The following is a 17,588-nucleotide window of genomic DNA, read 5'->3' on the forward strand; positions in this document are numbered from 1 at the left end:
GCGCAATCGCGCCACCCGCCAATGCCGAGGATTAGATGAGCAAAGACGACGACCGCGCCCACCCGTTCCGCGCCAGCCATCAGGACGCCGCCGCCGCCCAGCACACGCCCGACACGCCGCAGACCCGCGCGCCGGCCTATCGGCTGGCCTTTATGGATCCCGATTTCCTGCTGCGCGAAGAATTGCGGCCGGTCCGCTTTCAGCTGGAACTGCTGAAGCCGCAGATGATCATGGACGAACGCGGGATTGAAACCACCGTGGTCATGTTTGGCGGCGCCCGGATTCCCGCACCAGCCGATGCCGACAAGGCGCGGACCAAGACGCTGGCCGAGCTGTCGAAATATTACGACGAGGCCCGGCGCTTTGCCTATCTGATGACCGAGCGCAGCATGAAGACCTATGGCCGCGAATATGTGATCTGTACCGGCGGCGGTCCCGGCGTGATGGAGGCCGGCAATCTGGGCGCGCAAGAGGCCGGCGGCCAGTCCATCGGGCTGAACATCGTGCTGCCCCATGAACAGGCGCCGAACCCCTATGTGACGCCGGACCTGTCGTTCAACTTCCACTATTTCGCCATCCGCAAGATGCATTTCCTGATGCGCGCGGCGGCGATCACGGTCTTTCCCGGCGGCTTCGGCACCATGGATGAACTGTTCGAGACCCTGACCCTGATCCAGACCGGGCGGATGACCCCGATCCCGGTCCTGCTGTTCGGGCGCGAATTCTGGGACAAGGTGATCGACTGGCAGGCGCTGGCCGAGGCGGGCACGATCAGCCAGTCGGATCTGGATCTGTTCCATTTCGTCGAGACCGCGGATCAGGCCGTCGAGATCATCGACAATTGGAAGCCGGCGGAGCGGCGCTGAGCGTCAGGCGTAAACGCCCGCGCCACAGCATCAGGACCACGCCTGCCGCAACCAGCGCCCCGGCCAGGGCAAAGCCGTGTGGCAACGCCTCGCCGAACAGCGGCATCGCGGCAATGGCACCGACGACCGCCGCGACCGGCCCCATCAGCGACAGCGTGACCGGCCCGCCGATCCGTTGCAAATTGAAATATGCGATGTATTGCACCACGAACACCGCGACATCGACCAGCAACAGCACGCGCACGGTGTCGTTGGCTAACAGCGGCGCCGGGCTTCCCTCGATGGCCAGCGCGAAGGGCGCCGTCAGCACCGCACCCGTCAGCAGCAGCAGCGCCGCCAGCGCCACAGGCTGCGCGCCGTCGGGCCAATAGCGGGTGCGAAAGATATTGCCCGCCGCGATGATGACCGGAATCGCGCTGGCCAGCAGCACCCACCCCGTCGCAGCGCCTGAGACGCTGCCCAGCTTGCCCAGCGCCAGAATGACGCCTCCGCCCAGCCCCAACAGCACGGCCAGCAACCGGCGCGGATCGCGCCCCTCCATCCCCAGCAGGCGGGCAAAAACCCAGGTCAGCAGGATCGGGAAGGCAAAGGTCATCGACATATAGCCCGCGCCAACATGGGCCACCGACAGATATCCAAGCGCGGATGGCAACGCCCCGATCGCCCCCGCACCGACCGAATAGGGCATCATCCGCCGCCAGCCCCGCATCTGCCCCAACCGCGCGGCGATAGCCAGTTGCACCAGCCCCGACAGCGCCAGAACCACGGTCAGAAACCACAGCATCGGCACGCCTTGCTGGGCCACCGCCTTGGAAATCAGGACCACGACGGCCAACGATACACCGGCAATCGACAGGCAAAGCAGCGTCAGCCCCGCGCCGCCCTGCGGCTGGGTAAGATTACGCATTGCAGATTCCTCCGATTCGATGATATTATCTTACCAGAAAGTATCTTTATGGCAAGATAAATGTCTGAACAGGATCGGGCGGCGCGGGCCGTGGCAGAATGGCGCAAGGAAATGCCGGGGATGGATGTTCTGGCGATGGAGGTGATCGGTCGCCTGAACGACCTGTCAGCCGTGATCGGCCGCGATCATCTGGAACCTCATTTCGCGGGCTTCGGCCTGCAACGCGGGGAATTCGACGTGCTGGCCACGCTGCGCCGGTCCGGCGCGCCCTTTACCCTGACGCCGACCGATCTTTACGAGGCCACGATGATGACCTCGGGCGGCATGACGGCGCGGCTGGACCGGCTGGAAAAGCGCGGGCTGATCGCACGCCAGCCCAATCCCGACGACCGGCGCGGCACGCTGGTCAGCCTGACCGATCAGGGCCGCGATCTGGTCGAGGCCGCCGTGGTGCCCCATGCCGCGAACGAGACGCGACTGCTGGCAGTGCTGACCCCCGACGAGCGCGACCAGCTTAACGGGCTGCTGCGCAAGCTGCGCGCAGAACTGCCGGATCCTGCCTGAGAAACGCTAGCCACCTGTCCTGCTGATCCGCCCCAGCCTTTTGGTCACAAGTTCGACCAATTCAGGCTTCATGAACTCATAATCGTCAGGAATATCCAGGCAAACCAGACGCTTAACCTTTAAAGACGCGCCCAGCTGACGCTTCATCCGCGACAATTGCGCCTTTACCATGACCGCGATGATGTCGGCACAAGCCAGATGTTCGGGGCCGACCCTTTCATCCGCATCCGCACTAAGCCCGGCGAAATCAGTCGGCTGCCCAAGAAGGTCGGCGGCAACCGCGGCCGCCGTCGGGCTTCATTTCCGGGCTTTGCCGCAAATGAACAGGATATTTGTCGTTCGCAGTCGTCAGCCCTGCGCCTCGGCAGCAATCTGCGCCTTGCTTTTCCGCCCACGCTCGGTCGCGGATTTCAGCTGCCCGCAGGCTGCCATGATATCCTCGCCGCGCGGGGTGCGGATGGGGCTGGCATAGCCGGCTTTGTGGACGATGTCGGCAAAGGCCTCGATCCGCTCCCAGCTGCTGCGCTTATAGGGCGCGCCGGGCCATTCGTTGAAGGGGATCAGGTTGATCTTGGCCGGAATACCCTGGATCAGCTTGACCAGCCGGCGGGCGTCGGCATCGCTGTCGTTCACCCCATCCAGCATCACATATTCAAAGGTGATGCGTTCGCTGTTCGACAGGCGCGGGTATTCGCGCAACGCATCCAGCAAGGTCTTTATGTTCCAGCGCTTGTTGATCGGCACCAGCCGGTCGCGCACCTCGTCGGTGGTGGCGTGGAAACTGACGGCCAGCAAACAGCCGATTTCCTCGGCGGTGCGGGCGATTTCGGGCACGACGCCGCTGGTCGACAAGGTGATGCGACGGCGCGACAGGCTGAGCCCCTCATTATCCATCACCACCTTCATGGCATCGCGGACATTGTCGAAATTATACAACGGCTCGCCCATGCCCATCAGCACGACATTGCTGACCAGCCGGGTTTCATCCTTGGGCGCACCGGGAATCGGCCATTCTTCCAGATCGTCGCGCGCCACCAGAACCTGGCCCACAATCTCGGCCGGGGTCAGGTTGCGCACCAGTTTCTGCGTCCCGGTATGGCAGAAGGAACAGGTCAGCGTGCACCCGACCTGAGACGAGATGCACAGCGTCCCCCGATTCTCTTCGGGGATATAGACCGCCTCGACTTCGTGACCGCCGGCGATGCGCAGCAGATATTTCCGCGTGCCATCGGCGCTGACCTGCCGTGTCACCACCTCCGGCAGGGCGATCTCGAACCGCTCGGCCAGCAGGGCGCGATAGTCCTTGGCCAGGTTCGTCATCTGCCCGAAATCGCGCACGCCCCAGTGATAAATCCACTGCCAGACCTGCCCAACCCGCATCTTTGCCTGTTTCTCGGGCGTCCCGGCCTCGACCAGCGCATCGCGCAGCTGGTCGCGGGTCAGCCCGACAATGTTCACGGGGCCGCCCTCGGGCAGCTTGCGGGGAATGGTCAGAACGTCCTGCGTGATGGGGGCGGACGGAACAAGGGCGGTCATGGCGCTACCGGGATCTGGCGTGAAAGACATGCAGATAAGAGAAAAGGGCCGGCAAATCAACCGACCCTTTCATCATGCCCCAAATATCCCCCGAGAGTCGCCGAAAAGCGACGGGGGCACCAGCCCCAGGACCCGGTCTATTTGCAACGCTCGCGCGCGGTGTTCGTGGCAGCGGTAATGCCCGACAGGCTGAACGTATCCGCCGTCACAGTCCCGCGCGAGGACCGCCCGGTGATCACCGCGCTGGATCCTGCACGCAGCGCGCCGATCAGCTTGCCATCCTCGGCCGGGCTGCCGGTCCAGGCGCTTTCGCCTTCGGTGAACAGGTTGAACTTCTGGCCAGCGACCGCGACCTCGACGGTGGAATCCGGCGCGAAAGGATAACCGCCCGAGAAGGAAATCTCGCCTTCCTGGCCGGGGCGATAGGCGACGTACAGGCGGATATCACCGCGCGTCACGTCTTTCGCATTGCCCTGGGCATCGGTGTTCTTCGTCGAGGTCGGGGGCGAAACCGCCCAGCATTCCTTGGGGCTGTCCATGGCGAACACCGTCCAGTCGCCCTCGGTCGCGACAACATTCGTGGTTTCCTGGGCCTGGGCGGTGGTCATCGCCCCGGCTAGAACTGCAATGGCAACCGTGCCGCGCAGGGTAAATGATTTCATGCTCTGGCCTCCTGCCAACTCGCCGGTTTTCCGGCGTTCTTTCCGATTGCGGTGGCGTTTTCAACCGACTGCCGGCAGGATAACGCAAAATCATCGGCGCGAAAAAGGCCCATTGGCGGGAAATCGCGCAATTGTCAGGGAAAAGTGCAAATGGCGGCGATGGATCTGATCGAGTTGTGGCGGGGCGACATGCTGGAAAGCGTCCATCGGGGGCATGCGGTGGTGTGCGATCCCTCGGGCGTGGTCCAGGCCTGGGGCGATCCCGATGCGGTCATCTTCCCCCGATCCTCTTGCAAGATGATCCAGGCACTGCCGCTTCTGGAAAGCGGCGCGGCGCGCGCGGCGGGGCTGCAACCCGAACAACTGGCGCTGGCCTGTGCCAGCCACAATGGCGCAGCGCTTCATGTCGAGCGCGTGGATAGCTGGCTGAAGGCCCGCGGGATGTCGGAACGCGACCTGCGCTGCGGCTCGCATATGCCCGGCGACAAGGACGAGGCCGCGCGGCTGACCTGCTCTGGGACCAGCCCCTGTCAGCTGCACAACAACTGTTCCGGCAAGCATGCCGGCTTCCTGACGCTGAACCAGCACCTGAAAGGCGGCAGCGAATATGTCGAGCCTGATCATCCGGTTCAGCTGGCCGGAAAGGCCGCCTTTGAAGAGGTGACAGGCGAGACCAGTCCCGGCTTTGGCATCGACGGCTGCTCGGCGCCCAATCACGCCTGCACGGTGACCGGGTTGGCCCGTGCCATGGCCGCCTTTGCCGCGCCGGGTGGCGGCGCGCGGGGCGAAGCGATGACCGCGCTGGTCCAGGCGATGTGCGCCTTTCCCGAACTGGTGGCCGGCAAGGGCCGGGCCTGCACCGCGCTGATGCGCGCGATGAACGGTCGCGTCGCCGTCAAGACCGGGGCCGAGGCCGTCTTTGTTGCGATCATCCCCGAAAAGCAGCTTGGCGTCGCCCTGAAGATCCTGGACGGTGGCACCCGCGCCAGCGAGGCCGCCATCACTGCGCTGATGGTGCATCTGGGCGTGCTGGACCCGGATCATCCGGTGGTCGAGACCTATCTGACCGGCGATCAGAGAAACTGGCGTGGTATTGTCACCGGCCAGTTGCGTCGGTCGGCCGGTTTCCCGGCCTGACCGGCAGGTACTGGTATAGCCAACAATGATCGCAGGGCGGAAGAACCCGCCCTATGTCAGTGGCCGGGCCATGCAGCCTGCTTGCCGGTTTGCGACCGGCGAAGCGGACAGCCCGAATTACAGCGCGGGTTCTTCTGCCGGGGCAGCGGCGGCGGTCGTCGCACCGGATTTTTCGCGCTGACCTTCTTGCAGGCAGATATTGTCGGCGGTCTTGACGTCCATATTGTTCGGGCGCGCGATGGCGCGATCCCAGATCACACGTTCCTTGGTGTAAAGCTGGCAGGTCACCGGCCCGGCGGCGGTCTCGACAACGACGGGCGTTGTTTCGTAATCGCGGGGGTCGACCGAGCAGGCCGCAACAAACACGACCGCAGAAGCGGTCATCACAAGTTTACCATACATATTCTTAGTCCTTGATCGTGGGGTCGCCTGAACACGTGAAACATTCCGGCCAGCAGAATTGGGCGTGACAGCCTCCTCCGCCATCACGATCACACCGGAATACCAACAATCAATCACGATAGCCCACTGGTGTAAAAGGAAAAACAGATCAAAACTGACGTATCTGCCGATTTGGACAGGCTGACGGGGCCACCCGTTGCATTCCGGGCCGCTCTCTCAACCTGTTGGGGTTGCCACACAGGGCCGGGACCATCCTCCGATGAAGCCCGCGAACCGGTCAGGGCAAGGCCACAAAGGCTATCGCCCGGCCGACCAGCTGGCCGAGACGCTGCGGCGGGTTACAAATTCAGCCATCAGCCCGATCATCGCCAAGGTTATGGTGAAATAGATCGGATAGGCCAGGTTGGTCTTGTGCGGCACATAGTTGATGAAGGCATAGCCCCGCGTCTGGTCGATAATGTGGAACAGCGGATTCCACTCAAAATAAGGCAGCATGAAATTCGGCAAGGTATTCGCCACGAACATCTTGCCCGACGCGATCATGTTCAACCGCGCATAAACCGTGGTCAGCAGGCCCGCGGCCTTGGGCGCCCAGGGCCGGATCGACAGGAAGATCAGCCCGACACAGCACCCTGAAAGCCAGGCCAGCATCAGCATGGCCAGACAGCCGACCCAATCGTTGATGACCACCGGCGTCACCAGCGCATGATACAGCCACAAGATCACCACGCAGCTCAGCATCTGGCGATACAGCACCGCCAGGGCAGCCCCCGCGATCAGCACGGCCGAGTTCATCGGTGCATGCTTGGTCATCCCCGATGTCAGCGCGCCCGACCCCGACACCGCCCCCGAGGCCTGCACATGGGTCACAAAGACAAAGATGCCCGTCATGATGAAGATCAGGAAATCGCCGCGAATGGGCGAGGTCCGCACCCCGATCACCAGATACAGCAGCAGAAACATCCCCACCATCAGCGAGGATTGCACGATCGTCAGAAACAGGCCGATGATCGGGCTGCGATGTTCGCTGCGCAGCACATAGATGGTCTGAAAATAGATCAATTGCAGCGTGTTGAACGCCGCCTCGACCAAATTGCGGTTACGGTGCTGTACGAACAAGGCTGAAACCTGCCTGACCCAAACTGCCGGGGCGCTTGCTCATCCCCTTCATGGCGATCATAAGAGGACAAAGGTTAAGATTCAATCAGCGGCGGCTGCGGCCGGCCCTGTCAGAAAAGGCAAAATCCAATGGAATTCGACCGATTGTCAGCCGAGATGCGCCGCCTTGCGCTGGCGGCAGGCGAGAAGATCATGGAAATCTATGATGCCGAGGATTTCGAGGTCCGCGCCAAATCCGACGACTCGCCGGTGACGGCCGCCGACGAAGCCGCCGACCAGCTGATCGCCGCGGGGTTGCGCGCAGCCTTTCCCGAAATCGCCCTGATCACCGAGGAACAGGCCGCGACCCACGCGCAAACCGCCCAGACCTTCCTGATCGTCGACCCGCTGGATGGCACCAAGGAATTCGTCCAGCGCCGGGGCGATTTCACCGTCAATATCGCCTATGTCGAGAATGGCGTGCCGCTGCGCGGCGTGGTCTATGCCCCGGCCAAGGGGCGGCTGTTCTATACCACCGCCGATGGCCGCTCGGTCGAGGAAAAGGGCCCGTTCGGCGATCAGCCCGGCGAAACCAGCCCGATCGGCGTGAACCCCATGCCCGACAATCGCGGGCTGATGGTGGTGGCATCCAAATCGCATCGCGACGCGGCGACCGATGATTACATCGCCCGCTATGCCGCGCGCGACATGACCAGCGCGGGATCCTCATTGAAATTCTGCCTGGTCGCGACGGGCGAGGCAGATCTTTATCCGCGTCTTGGCCGCACGATGGAATGGGACACGGCGGCGGGCGATGCGGTGCTGCGCGGCGCGGGTGGCGAGGTCGTGCGATTCGACGATCACACGCCGATGACCTATGGCAAGCCCGGTTTCGAAAACCCCTTCTTCATCGCCTTCGCCCCCGGCGTCTTGCTGGTCAAGGACTGAACCATGTCGGTGGTGATCATCATTCCCGCGCGCTTTGCCTCGACCCGCTATCCGGGCAAACCGCTGGTCGAACTGCGCGGCGCGGGCGGTCAGGCACGCAGCCTGATCCGGCGCAGCTGGGATGCCGCCATGGCCGTTCCGGGCATCGACCGCGTCGTTGTCGCCACCGATGACGACCGCATCCGCGACCATGCCCAGGGCTTCGGCGCCGAGGTCGTGATGACCTCGACCGCCTGCCGCAATGGCACCGAACGCTGCGCCGAGGCGGTGGCCAATATGGGCATCTCGCCCGAGATCGTGGTCAATCTGCAAGGCGATGCGCCGCTGACCCCGGCCTGGTTCATCGAGGATCTGATCGAGGGCATGCGCGCCGATGCCGGCGCCGATCTGGCAACGCCAGTGCTGATGTGCAACGGCCGGATGCGGGCCGAGCTGATCGCGGACCGGCAGGCCGGCCGCGTCGGCGGCACCACCGCCGTTTTCAACCACGACATGCAGGCGCTGTATTTCTCGAAAGAGGTGGTGCCCTATGCCGCCGGCCCCTTTGCCGATGATGAGGAAACCCCGGTTTTTCATCATGTTGGCGTCTATGCCTATCGCCCCGATGCGCTGGCTGCCTATGCCGGCTGGCCCGAAGGGCGGCTGGAAAAGCTGGAAGGTCTGGAACAGCTGCGCTTTCTGGAACGCGGCCGGCGGATCCGTTGTGTCCGGGTCGAGGCCCGCGGACGCGAGTTCTGGGAACTGAACAACCCCGAGGACGTTGCAAAGCTTGAAACAATGATGACCAGGATGGGTCTCGACTAGCGCAGCGCCATATTCCGCCGAAACTTGCTGTTTGTTAAGCCTGTTGCCCGAGATGGGTTGAAGCGGGCTTGTTGGTGTATGATAATTCTGCTGGGCGCGTCGCGGCTGATGCTGACGACTGTTGGCACTGGTTTGCAGGAGAATAGCGATGAGCCGCAAAGTAACCAAAGCGATCTTTCCGGTCGCGGGGCTGGGAACCCGCTTCCTGCCCGCGACGAAAAGCATCCCGAAAGAGATCATGACGCTGGTTGACCGCCCGCTGATCCAATATGCGATCGACGAGGCGCGGGCGGCCGGCATCAAGGAATTCATCTTCGTCACCTCGCGCGGCAAGGGCGCGCTGGAGGATTATTTCGACCATGCGCATGAACTGGAATCCAGCCTGCGCAAGGCCGGAAAAAAAGACCTGCTGCAATTGCTGAACGAAACCAACATGGAATCGGGGGCCATCGCCTATATTCGCCAGCACAAGGCGCTTGGGCTGGGCCATGCGGTCTGGTGCGCGCGTCGCCTGCTGGCGAACGAACCCTTTGCCGTGATCCTGACCGATGACGTGATCATGGGCGAGCCGCCCTGCCTGCAACAGATGATCGAGGCCTATGGCGAAACCGGCGGCAGTATGGTCGCCACGATGGAAGTCTCGCCGGCAAAGACCTCGTCCTATGGCGTGCTGGACATTGCCGAGGATATGGGCGCGATCGTCAAGGCCAAGGGCATGGTCGAAAAGCCCAAGCCCGGCACCGAGCCGTCAAATCTGGCGGTCATCGGGCGCTATATCCTTGCGCCGACGGTGATGCAGAACCTGAACAAGCTGAAACAGGGATCCGGCGGCGAGATCCAGCTGACCGACGCCATCGCCGACGAGATCACCGAAGGCCGCGATGTCTTTGGCCTGCGCTTCCGTGGCCAGCGTTTCGATTGCGGGTCAAAGGCGGGTTTCCTGCAAGCCACCGTCGCCTTCGGCCTGGCGCGAGACGAGTTGAAGGACGAACTGGCCGAATTCCTGACCGACATCATGTCGATGCGCAAGGCGGCCGAATAGACGATGACCGATTGCGTTCTGGTAACAGGGGGGGCCGGGTATATCGGCTCTCATGCTTGCAAGCAGCTTCGCGCGGCGGGTTACCTGCCGGTCAGCTTTGACAATCTCAGCACCGGCTGGCGCGATGCGGTGAAATTCGGGCCGCTGGTGCAGGGCGATCTGCTGGATGCGCAGGCGCTGCGCGACGCCTTTGCCGAATATCAGCCGGTTGCCGTGATGCATTTCGCCGCGCTTAGCCAGGTGGGCGAGGCAATGGGCGATCCCGGCCGTTACTGGCGCGAGAACGTCACCGGAGCGCTGAACCTGATCGAGGTCGCACTGACCGCCGGGTGCAAGCGCGTGGTGTTTTCCTCGACCTGCGCCACCTATGGCGATCAGGACGGGGTGTTGCTGGACGAAGCGACACGGCAGCAGCCGCTGAACGCCTATGGCGGCAGCAAGCTGGCGATCGAACGGATGCTGACCGATTTTGGCGCCTCGCACGGGCTGGAATCGGTGATCTTCCGCTATTTCAACGTCGCCGGCGCGGACCCGGATGGCGAGATCGGCGAGTATCACCGGCCCGAAACCCACCTGATCCCGCTTGTGCTGGATGCGGCCAGCGGAAGGCGGGCGGCGCTGACGGTATATGGCACCGACTATCCCACCCGCGACGGCACCTGCCTTCGCGACTATGTTCACGTCATGGATCTTGTTGACGCCCATATCCTTGGCCTTCGCTGGCTGTTGGGCGGCAAGGGCAATGCCGTCTTCTGCCTTGGTAGCGGCAGCGGCTTCACCGTCCGCGAGGTCATGGCCAAGGCGGCCGAGGTCACCGGTCTGACCATCCCGGTCGAGGAAGGCCCGCGCCGGGGCGGTGACGCGGTCAGCCTGATCTCGGGCAGTCAGCTGGCGATCGACCAGCTGGGATGGCGCCCCGAACGGTCGCGTCTGGACCAGATGGTCGCGGATGCCTGGCGCTGGCACCAGACGGGCGGCTATCGCGGGTGAGTGGACACGACCGACCACTGCCCTGGTTATCGGACCTGTGGTGGGCCTATCGCCTGCGGTGGAAGCGGCGCGAATATCTGTGGCGGGCGATCCGCGCGCGGCATCAGTTGCGGACACAGGGCAATCGGACGGCGGCGATCCGGCCGGGGCAGGTGCTGTGCTTTGCCACGATCCGCAACGAAAGCCTGCGCCTGCCGGGCTTTTTGCGCCATTATCGCAACCTGGGTGTCGATCATTTCCTTCTGGTCGTTCATGACAGCAGCGATGGCACGCTGGATCTGGTCGCGGATCAGCCCGATATTTCCGTCTGGACAAGCAGCGGATCCTATCGCGACGCCCGGTTCGGGATGGATTGGCTGGGCTGGCTGCTGGCGCGATACGGCCACGGCCACTGGTGCCTGACGGTGGATGCGGACGAGTTGTTGATCTATCCGCATTGGACCGATCAGAATCTGCACAGCCTGACCCGGCAGCTTGACCGGGACGGCCAGCCGGCCCTGGGCGCCCTGATGCTGGACCTTTACCCCAAAGGCCCTGTGGATCAGCCATCACCGCGGGATGATGATCCGCTGTCGGGCCTGGACTGGTTCGATCCCGGCCCCTACCGGATGGCCATCCAATATCCGAAATGGAACCGGTGGGTGCAGGGAGGCCCGCGCGAGCGTGTTTTCTTTCCTGACGCGACCGACCGGGCGCCCACGCTGAACAAGTTGCCACTGATCCGCTGGCACCGGCGCTATGCCTATGCGAATTCGACCCATTCCGTTTTGCCGCGACGGCTGAACCAGCTTTATGACGGACCAGGCGATCCGCGCCTGTCAGGCGTGCTGCTGCATACCAAGTTCATGCCCGACGTGGCCGACCGGGCGCGCGACGAAAAGCGGCGCGGCCAGCATTTCAACGATGCCAAAGCGTTCGACAGCTACTACGATGCCCTGACCCTGGCGCCGCAGCTGTGGCATCAGGGCTCGGTTCAGCTGGCGGGCTGGCAACAATTGGTCGATCTTGGCCTGATGTCGGCTGGCCACTGGAATCCCGACATGCGGATTGTTGACGAAAAAATCTGAATATGCAGGCTTATTGGTGCTATGCAGACCTCAAAAGACCAAAGGCGAATGGCCCGATAGCCCGTGAGCAGTATCTTTCATAGCGAATACGGACGCTTCAAGCGGCGCATCCGGCGGCAGTATTACATGCTGCGCGCCATGCGCCGGGGCGCAAAGATGCGGCTGCTGACCGACCGGACCAACCGGATCCGGCACAGCGATGTGCTGGTCTTTACCACATTGCGCAATGAACGCGCCCGGCTGCCTTATTTCCTGGATTATTACAGAAAGCTTGGGGTCGGCCATTTCCTGTTTGTCGACAATGACAGCACCGATGGCAGCGCCACCTTTCTGGCCGGGCAGCCGGATGCCTCGGTCTGGCTGACCAGTGACAGCTATAAGACCGCGCGTTTCGGGATGGATTGGATCAACCGCCTTTTGCGCCGCTATGGGCACGATCACTGGTGCCTGACCGTCGATCCTGACGAGTTTTTCATCTATCCCCACCATGACAGCCGCCCCCTGCGCGCCTTGACCGAATGGCTGGACGCAGCCGGCGATCGCAGCTTTTCGGCCATGCTGCTGGATGTCTATCCGCGCGGCCCGGTCGAACAGGCCTTTTGCGCGGAAGGCCAGAACCCGCTGGAGGTGGCAAACTGGTTCGACGCCGCGAATTACACGCTTCACAAGAACAACGATTACGGCAATCTGTGGATTCAGGGCGGACCGCGCGGGCGGGTGTTCTTTGCCAACCATCCCGGTCGCAGCCCGGCCCTGAACAAGATTCCGCTGGTCAAATGGAACTGGCGATATGTCTATGCCAGTTCGACCCATATGCTGCTGCCGCGCCATTTGAATGTGGTCTATGATCAGGAAGGTGGCGAACGGGCCTCGGGCTGCCTGCTGCACACCAAATTCCTGTCCAGCCTGACCGAGAAAGCCGCGGAAGAGCTGAACCGGCGTCAACATTATGCCGGCAGCCATGAATACCGGGCCTATCACAACCAGCTGAAGGCCGGCACGGTCCTGTGGTGCGAACAGTCACGAGAGTATCGGGACTGGCGCCAACTGGTCGATCTGGGTCTGATATCGGCGGGGAACTGGTCGTGACGGATGCAACGGTCGATATCCGGCTTGGGGTGCTGCTGCTGTGTCACTGGCAGCTGGAAACCGCGACACGGATGGCGCAGATCTGGGCGGATGGCGGTGCCGAGGTCGTCATCCATGTCGACGCCAAGGCCGATCCGGGCGAGTTTCAGACGATGCAGGCGGTTCTGGCCTCTCATCCGCGCATCCGCTTTTCGGCGCGCCGCGCCTGCCACTGGGGTCGCTTTGATCTGGTTCAGGCGACACAGGATGCCGCCACCGAATTGCTGCGCACGGTGCCCGATGTCAGCCATGTGTTCCTGGCATCAGGGTCATGCCTGCCGCTCCGCCCGGTCGAGGAACTGGTTGCCTATCTGCACGCAAACCGTGATCGCGATTTTATCGAAAGCGTGGCGGTCCAGGACGTGTTCTGGGCGACCGGCGGCCTGAACGAGGAACGCTTTACCTGCTTTTTCCCCTTCGACTGGCGCAATCAGCGCAAGCTGTTCGACATGTCGCTGGAGTGGCAGCGCCGGCTGAAGATCAGGCGCCGACTGCCAAAGGGGCTGGTGCCGCATCTGGGCTCGCAATGGTGGTGTCTGACCCGGAACACGATGGATGCCATCCTGAACGATCCGCGCCGGGCCGAGTTCGATCGCTTTTTCCGCTTCAGCTGGATCCCCGACGAAAGCTATTTCCAGTCGCTTGCGCGATTGCATTCGCGCAATATCGAAAGCCGGTCACTGACGCTGTCACGCTTTGATCATCAGGGAAAACCCTATCTGCTTTACGACGATCACCTGCAAATGCTGGAGGAATCAGGCTGCTTCGTCGCCCGCAAGGTCTGGACCGGGGCTGACCGCCTGCTGTGGCATTTTCCGCGCTCGGCCGGGGCCGACAAAGCGGCGCGAGAACCCGACCCGTCGCGTCTGGAACGAATGCTGAGCCGCGCGACCATGCTGCGAACCCAGGGACGGCCGGGGCTGTACATGCAAAGCCGGTTTCCCCGCCAATACTCGGAACGCGGCAAGACCGCCCGCCGCTATGCCGTCCTGCACGGCTTTTCCGACGTGATCCCCGGTTTCGAGGACTGGCTGGCGCAGCGCGTCAATGCCGATGTCCATGGTCACCTTCTGGCGCCCGATGGGGCGCAGTTCGCCGGCGGCGCCAAATACGGGCCGGGGGCGCTGTCTGGCAATCCGAAGCTGCGCGATTACGACCCCGAGCGCTTTCTCGCATCGCTGCTTCGACTTGGTGACCGGATGCAGATCTTTCAGCAGGGGCCAAACGACAATCAGGCCCTGAACTGGTTCATTGCCACTGATCCCAATGCGCAGCTTCTGGTGATCACCGGCGCCTGGATCGTGCCGCTGTATCGCTCGGACCTGCCTTTCGGCAAGCTGCGGAAGGTGGCCGCCCTGATGCAGCGCGCCGAGATCGAGCAGTTCAAGATCCTGAACTCACCCTGGCTGCGCGCCCGCTTGCAGATCTGGGACCTGGCCGAGTTCGCCGCCCGCCCCGCCGCGGTCGTATCATCCGCCTTGTCGCGGCTTGACCCGACCAACGGTTCGGTTGACGATCTGCCGCCACTTCACGACCTGTCCGGCATCGGGGCGTTTCTGCAAAGCCTGCGCAATGCCGGCCTGCGGCCCGAACTGACCGGGCATTTCCCGCCAACCGGACCAGCGACCGAGAAAAGACCCTTGCCATGAACCAGCCCTTCCGCAGCTTTGTGATCTTTGCCGAGATGCGCACCGGCTCGAACCTGCTGGAGGCGACGATGAACGCCGTCCGCCGCGTCACCTGCTTTGGCGAGGCGTTCAATCCCTATATGCTGGGCTGGCCGGACACCGAGACGCTGCGCGGCATGACCATGCAGGAACGCGATGACGACCCGCTGAAGCTGCTGGGATTGCTGATGGACAAGCCCCAGCATCTGCCGGGCTTCCGCTATTTCCACGATCATGACCCGCGGGTTCTGGATGCAATCATGGCGGAACGCAGCTGCGCCAAGATAATCCTGACGCGCAATCCGCTGGACAGCTATGTCTCGACCCGTCTGGCCTGGGAAACGAACCAGTGGAAGCTGAATGAAACCGAGACGCCGATTCCGGCGCGGATCCGCTTTGACCCCGAAGAATTCCGCAAGACACTTGGCCAGGTCGAGGATTTTCTGGCGCGGATCCAGCACGGTCTGCAAGTGACCGGGCAATCCGCTTTCTGGCTGAATTACGACGACCTGCGCGACCCCGAGGTGATGACCGGCATGCTGCACTGGCTGGGGCGCACCGATCTGGAACGGGTGAACCCGGCCAATGACCAGGTGCCGCAGAACCCACGGGAAATGGCCGAAAAAGTCGAGAATTACGACGAAATGCAGGCGGAATTGCAGAAAATGGACCCGTTTTCCCTGCAACGCATCCCGACATTCGAGCCCCGGCGCGGCCCCGCCGTTCCGTCATTCATGGCCAGCGAAGCCGGGTCGGGGCTGATTTTCATGCCAGTGCGCGGCGGACCGGGCGAAACCGTCAGCGACTGGTTGCGCGGGCTGGGCAAGACGCGGCAGGACTTCACCCAGAACAGCCTGCGCCAGTGGAAACGCGACCATTCCGGTCATCGCAGCTTTACCATTCTGCGCCATCCCGCGCGGCGTGCCTGGGATGTGTTTCGCAATCTGATCACCGGCGGTCGGGCGGCCGAATTGCGGCAGCTGATGCGCGACACGCATCGCATAGCCCTGCCCGAGGACGAGGCGCTGTCGCGGCTGGTGCCGTCGGATATGGCCGAGATATTCGAACAGTTTCTTGGCTTTCTCAGGCGTAACCTGAACGGCCAGACAACGCTGGCGACGCATCCGGGCTGGGCCAGCCAGACCGAGGTTCTGGCCGGTTTCGCGCGGTTTTCCACACCCGATGTCATCCTGCGCGAAGAGACGCTGGACCGGGACATCGGCTGGCTTGCCACCGCCGTCGGACTGGACCCGGACAAGGTCGGCGCGCCGCTGGTTGGCAGCTTTCCCGGCTTTCTGGACGATCCGCAAATCCTGAAGGCCGCGCGGGCCGCCTATCTGCGCGACTATGTCACCTTTGGTTTTGACGATCCGGCCTGAAGCAGCGCCTGGATCCGCGCCTGCTGCGCCCTGACCAGATCTGCATCGCCAGCCGCCTCGACGTTCAGGCGCACCAGCGGCTCGGTGTTTGATTGCCGCAGGTTGAACCGCCAGCCGTCAAATTCCAGCGAAATGCCGTCCTGATCCTCGCGGCGCAGCGCATGGGGCGCAAATTCCGCTACCACGCGGGCAATGGCGGCATCAGGATCATCCAGCAGGTGATTGACCTCGCCCGAGGACGGAAACATCCGCATCCGTCCCTCGACCATCTTGGCCAGGGTCGCGCCCTTGCGTGACAGCAGCTCTACCACCAGCAGCCAGGGGATCATGCCGCTGTCGCAATGAAAGAAATCGCGGAAATAGTGATGCGCTGACATTTCGCCGCCATAGATCGCACCCTCGTCGCGCATCGCCCGTTTGATGAAGGCATGGCCGGTGCGCGACTGCACCGCCTGCCCGCCGGCATCGGCAATGATGGCGCGGGTGTTCATCACCACCCGCGGGTCGTGAACGATCTTTTCCCCCGGTGCCTTTTCCAGAAAGGCCGCGGCCAGCAGGCCCACGATATACTCGCCCGGAATAAACGCGCCGCTGCCGTCAAAGAAAAAGCAGCGGTCGAAATCGCCGTCCCAGGCAATGCCCAGATCGGCGCCGGCCTGACGCAGCGCGGTCGAGGTCATCGGCTGGTTCTCGGGTAACAGCGGGTTCGGGATGCCGTTGGGAAAGGTCGGGTCGACCTGATGATTGACCCGCACAAAGCGCAGCGGCGCCCCCCGCGATTCCAGTTCCGCCGCAATGGCGTCGAAACTTGGCCCGGCCGTGCCGTTTCCGGCATTCACAAGGATCGTCATCGGACGCAGCGCCGCAATGTCGACGAAATCCACAATCGCGCGGGCATAATCCTGCCGCGCCCGGCTGAAATCGCTGATCCGGCCCTTTGCGGCCGGCACAAGGAACTGGCCCGACTGCGCCAGCTCGGCCAAGGGCGCCAGTTCGGTCACAGGATCCAGTGGCGCAGCCCCAGGCCCGACGATCTTCATGCCATTGTAGTCGATCGGATTATGCGAGGCGGTGACCTCGATCCCGCCATCCGTGCCGAAATGACCCGTGGCGAAATAGACCTCTTCGGTCCCGGCGAGGCCCAGATCAAGCACATCGGCACCGCCATCGGTCAAGCCCCGCGCCAGTGCCGCTGCAAGATCCGGCGACGAGGCCCGGCTGTCGCGGCCAATGACAACCTGCCGGGCCTGACGCAATTGCGCAAAGGCCCGTCCGACGCGATAGGCGATGTCGGCATCCAGCTCGGGTCCAAGTCGGCCCCGCAGGTCATAGGCCTTGAAACAGGTGATCTCGCGGTGGCCCAGTGGCTGCATCGGCTGCGGCATATCGGT

Annotated in this window: 18 protein-coding genes; 11 read left to right on the forward strand and 7 right to left on the reverse strand. The window is 63.1% G+C overall.

Annotation, left to right across the window (positions count from 1 at the left end; genetic code table 11):
* Positions 1-35: 35 nt before the first annotated feature.
* On the forward strand, positions 36-866 hold the full coding sequence (locus FNJ84_RS03525) for a TIGR00730 family Rossman fold protein (RefSeq protein ID WP_143791553.1): 831 nt from the start codon (positions 36-38) through the stop codon (positions 864-866).
* Here FNJ84_RS03525 and FNJ84_RS03530 read toward each other — a convergent pair.
* Positions 832-1,773: an EamA/RhaT family transporter gene (locus tag FNJ84_RS03530; RefSeq protein WP_143791554.1), complete on the reverse strand. Its 942-nt coding sequence runs from the start codon at positions 1,771-1,773 to the stop codon at positions 832-834. The two genes, FNJ84_RS03525 and FNJ84_RS03530, sit on opposite strands and share 35 nt — an antisense overlap.
* A gap of 60 nt (positions 1,774-1,833) precedes the next feature.
* Here FNJ84_RS03530 and FNJ84_RS03535 point away from each other — a divergent pair, with 60 nt between their 5' ends.
* Entirely contained in the window at positions 1,834-2,337 is a 504-nt protein-coding gene (locus tag FNJ84_RS03535; RefSeq protein WP_143791556.1) for a MarR family winged helix-turn-helix transcriptional regulator, read from the forward strand.
* Between the two features lie 6 nt (positions 2,338-2,343).
* Here FNJ84_RS03535 and FNJ84_RS22310 read toward each other — a convergent pair whose 3' ends face one another.
* From FNJ84_RS22310 to FNJ84_RS03550, 3 genes are all read right to left on the reverse strand, one after another.
* Complete coding sequence (locus tag FNJ84_RS22310; protein WP_255471022.1) at positions 2,344-2,484, reverse strand: hypothetical protein; 141 nt, start codon at positions 2,482-2,484, stop codon at positions 2,344-2,346.
* Positions 2,485-2,685: 201 nt separating this feature from the next.
* Positions 2,686-3,873, reverse strand: a complete 1,188-nt coding sequence (gene rlmN, locus FNJ84_RS03545; protein WP_143791558.1) for a 23S rRNA (adenine(2503)-C(2))-methyltransferase RlmN — start codon at positions 3,871-3,873, stop codon at positions 2,686-2,688.
* Between the two features lie 137 nt (positions 3,874-4,010).
* The gene (locus FNJ84_RS03550; protein WP_143791561.1) at positions 4,011-4,535 is read right to left on the reverse strand and encodes an invasion associated locus B family protein; all 525 of its coding nucleotides are present in this window, start codon (positions 4,533-4,535) and stop codon (positions 4,011-4,013) included.
* Between the two features lie 150 nt (positions 4,536-4,685).
* Between FNJ84_RS03550 and FNJ84_RS03555 the strand changes: the two genes are divergently transcribed.
* Positions 4,686-5,672, forward strand: coding sequence for an asparaginase (locus FNJ84_RS03555; RefSeq protein WP_143791563.1), 987 nt, complete (start codon positions 4,686-4,688; stop codon positions 5,670-5,672).
* Between the two features lie 117 nt (positions 5,673-5,789).
* Here the strand turns inward: FNJ84_RS03555 and FNJ84_RS03560 are convergent, their stop codons facing one another.
* Entirely contained in the window at positions 5,790-6,074 is a 285-nt protein-coding gene (locus tag FNJ84_RS03560; RefSeq protein ID WP_143791565.1) for a hypothetical protein, read from the reverse strand.
* A 297-nt stretch (positions 6,075-6,371) separates the two neighbouring features.
* Complete coding sequence (locus FNJ84_RS03565) at positions 6,372-7,193, reverse strand: ABC transporter permease (RefSeq protein ID WP_143791568.1); 822 nt, start codon at positions 7,191-7,193, stop codon at positions 6,372-6,374.
* 129 nt (positions 7,194-7,322) lie between these two features.
* On the opposite strand from FNJ84_RS03565, the gene cysQ reads away from it, so the two are divergent.
* The 8 genes from cysQ (at position 7,323) to FNJ84_RS03605 (ending at position 16,197) form a co-directional block, all read left to right on the forward strand.
* The gene (gene cysQ, locus FNJ84_RS03570) at positions 7,323-8,120 is read left to right on the forward strand and encodes a 3'(2'),5'-bisphosphate nucleotidase CysQ (protein WP_185968410.1); all 798 of its coding nucleotides are present in this window, start codon (positions 7,323-7,325) and stop codon (positions 8,118-8,120) included.
* 3 nt (positions 8,121-8,123) lie between these two features.
* On the forward strand, positions 8,124-8,924 hold the full coding sequence (gene kdsB, locus FNJ84_RS03575) for a 3-deoxy-manno-octulosonate cytidylyltransferase (RefSeq protein WP_143791569.1): 801 nt from the start codon (positions 8,124-8,126) through the stop codon (positions 8,922-8,924).
* A 148-nt stretch (positions 8,925-9,072) separates the two neighbouring features.
* Entirely contained in the window at positions 9,073-9,966 is an 894-nt protein-coding gene (locus FNJ84_RS03580) for a UTP--glucose-1-phosphate uridylyltransferase (protein WP_143791571.1), read from the forward strand.
* A gap of 3 nt (positions 9,967-9,969) precedes the next feature.
* Entirely contained in the window at positions 9,970-10,956 is a 987-nt protein-coding gene (gene galE / locus FNJ84_RS03585) for a UDP-glucose 4-epimerase GalE (RefSeq protein WP_143791572.1), read from the forward strand.
* Positions 10,953-12,023: a glycosyltransferase family 2 protein gene (locus tag FNJ84_RS03590; RefSeq protein ID WP_255471023.1), complete on the forward strand. Its 1,071-nt coding sequence runs from the start codon at positions 10,953-10,955 to the stop codon at positions 12,021-12,023. The genes galE and FNJ84_RS03590 overlap by 4 nt, the downstream gene beginning before the upstream one ends.
* Before the next feature lie 138 nt (positions 12,024-12,161).
* On the forward strand, positions 12,162-13,112 hold the full coding sequence (locus FNJ84_RS03595; RefSeq protein WP_143791871.1) for a glycosyltransferase family 2 protein: 951 nt from the start codon (positions 12,162-12,164) through the stop codon (positions 13,110-13,112).
* Complete coding sequence (locus tag FNJ84_RS03600) at positions 13,109-14,800, forward strand: beta-1,6-N-acetylglucosaminyltransferase (RefSeq protein WP_143791576.1); 1,692 nt, start codon at positions 13,109-13,111, stop codon at positions 14,798-14,800. The genes FNJ84_RS03595 and FNJ84_RS03600 overlap by 4 nt, the downstream gene beginning before the upstream one ends.
* The gene (locus FNJ84_RS03605; RefSeq protein ID WP_143791578.1) at positions 14,797-16,197 is read left to right on the forward strand and encodes a sulfotransferase family protein; all 1,401 of its coding nucleotides are present in this window, start codon (positions 14,797-14,799) and stop codon (positions 16,195-16,197) included. Before FNJ84_RS03600 ends, FNJ84_RS03605 begins: the two co-directional genes overlap by 4 nt.
* On the opposite strand, the gene FNJ84_RS03610 is transcribed toward FNJ84_RS03605, so the two are convergent.
* Positions 16,164-17,570, reverse strand: a complete 1,407-nt coding sequence (locus tag FNJ84_RS03610; protein WP_143791580.1) for a phosphomannomutase — start codon at positions 17,568-17,570, stop codon at positions 16,164-16,166. The two genes, FNJ84_RS03605 and FNJ84_RS03610, sit on opposite strands and share 34 nt — an antisense overlap.
* Between the last annotated feature and the right edge of the window lie 18 nt (positions 17,571-17,588).

The sequence above is a fragment of the Paracoccus sp. M683 genome, assembly GCF_007096355.1.
Taxonomy (GTDB): domain Bacteria; phylum Pseudomonadota; class Alphaproteobacteria; order Rhodobacterales; family Rhodobacteraceae; genus Paracoccus.

Bases quoted from the DNA above. Each gene is read 5' to 3' on its own strand.
- FNJ84_RS03555 (WP_143791563.1), top strand. From the start codon at position 4,686: ATGGCGGCGATGGATCTGATCGAGTTGTGGCGGGGCGACATGCTGGAA.
- FNJ84_RS03550 (WP_143791561.1), bottom strand. From the start codon at position 4,535: ATGAAATCATTTACCCTGCGCGGCACGGTTGCCATTGCAGTTCTAGCC.
- FNJ84_RS03560 (WP_143791565.1), bottom strand. From the start codon at position 6,074: ATGTATGGTAAACTTGTGATGACCGCTTCTGCGGTCGTGTTTGTTGCG.
- cysQ (WP_185968410.1), top strand. From the start codon at position 7,323: ATGGAATTCGACCGATTGTCAGCCGAGATGCGCCGCCTTGCGCTGGCG.
- FNJ84_RS03610 (WP_143791580.1), bottom strand. From the start codon at position 17,570: ATGCAGCCACTGGGCCACCGCGAGATCACCTGTTTCAAGGCCTATGAC.
- kdsB (WP_143791569.1), top strand. From the start codon at position 8,124: ATGTCGGTGGTGATCATCATTCCCGCGCGCTTTGCCTCGACCCGCTAT.
- FNJ84_RS22310 (WP_255471022.1), bottom strand. From the start codon at position 2,484: ATGAAGCGTCAGCTGGGCGCGTCTTTAAAGGTTAAGCGTCTGGTTTGC.
- FNJ84_RS03530 (WP_143791554.1), bottom strand. From the start codon at position 1,773: ATGCGTAATCTTACCCAGCCGCAGGGCGGCGCGGGGCTGACGCTGCTT.
- FNJ84_RS03605 (WP_143791578.1), top strand. From the start codon at position 14,797: ATGAACCAGCCCTTCCGCAGCTTTGTGATCTTTGCCGAGATGCGCACC.
- FNJ84_RS03595 (WP_143791871.1), top strand. From the start codon at position 12,162: ATGCGCCGGGGCGCAAAGATGCGGCTGCTGACCGACCGGACCAACCGG.
- FNJ84_RS03535 (WP_143791556.1), top strand. From the start codon at position 1,834: ATGTCTGAACAGGATCGGGCGGCGCGGGCCGTGGCAGAATGGCGCAAG.
- galE (WP_143791572.1), top strand. From the start codon at position 9,970: ATGACCGATTGCGTTCTGGTAACAGGGGGGGCCGGGTATATCGGCTCT.
- FNJ84_RS03580 (WP_143791571.1), top strand. From the start codon at position 9,073: ATGAGCCGCAAAGTAACCAAAGCGATCTTTCCGGTCGCGGGGCTGGGA.
- rlmN (WP_143791558.1), bottom strand. From the start codon at position 3,873: ATGACCGCCCTTGTTCCGTCCGCCCCCATCACGCAGGACGTTCTGACC.
- FNJ84_RS03525 (WP_143791553.1), top strand. From the start codon at position 36: ATGAGCAAAGACGACGACCGCGCCCACCCGTTCCGCGCCAGCCATCAG.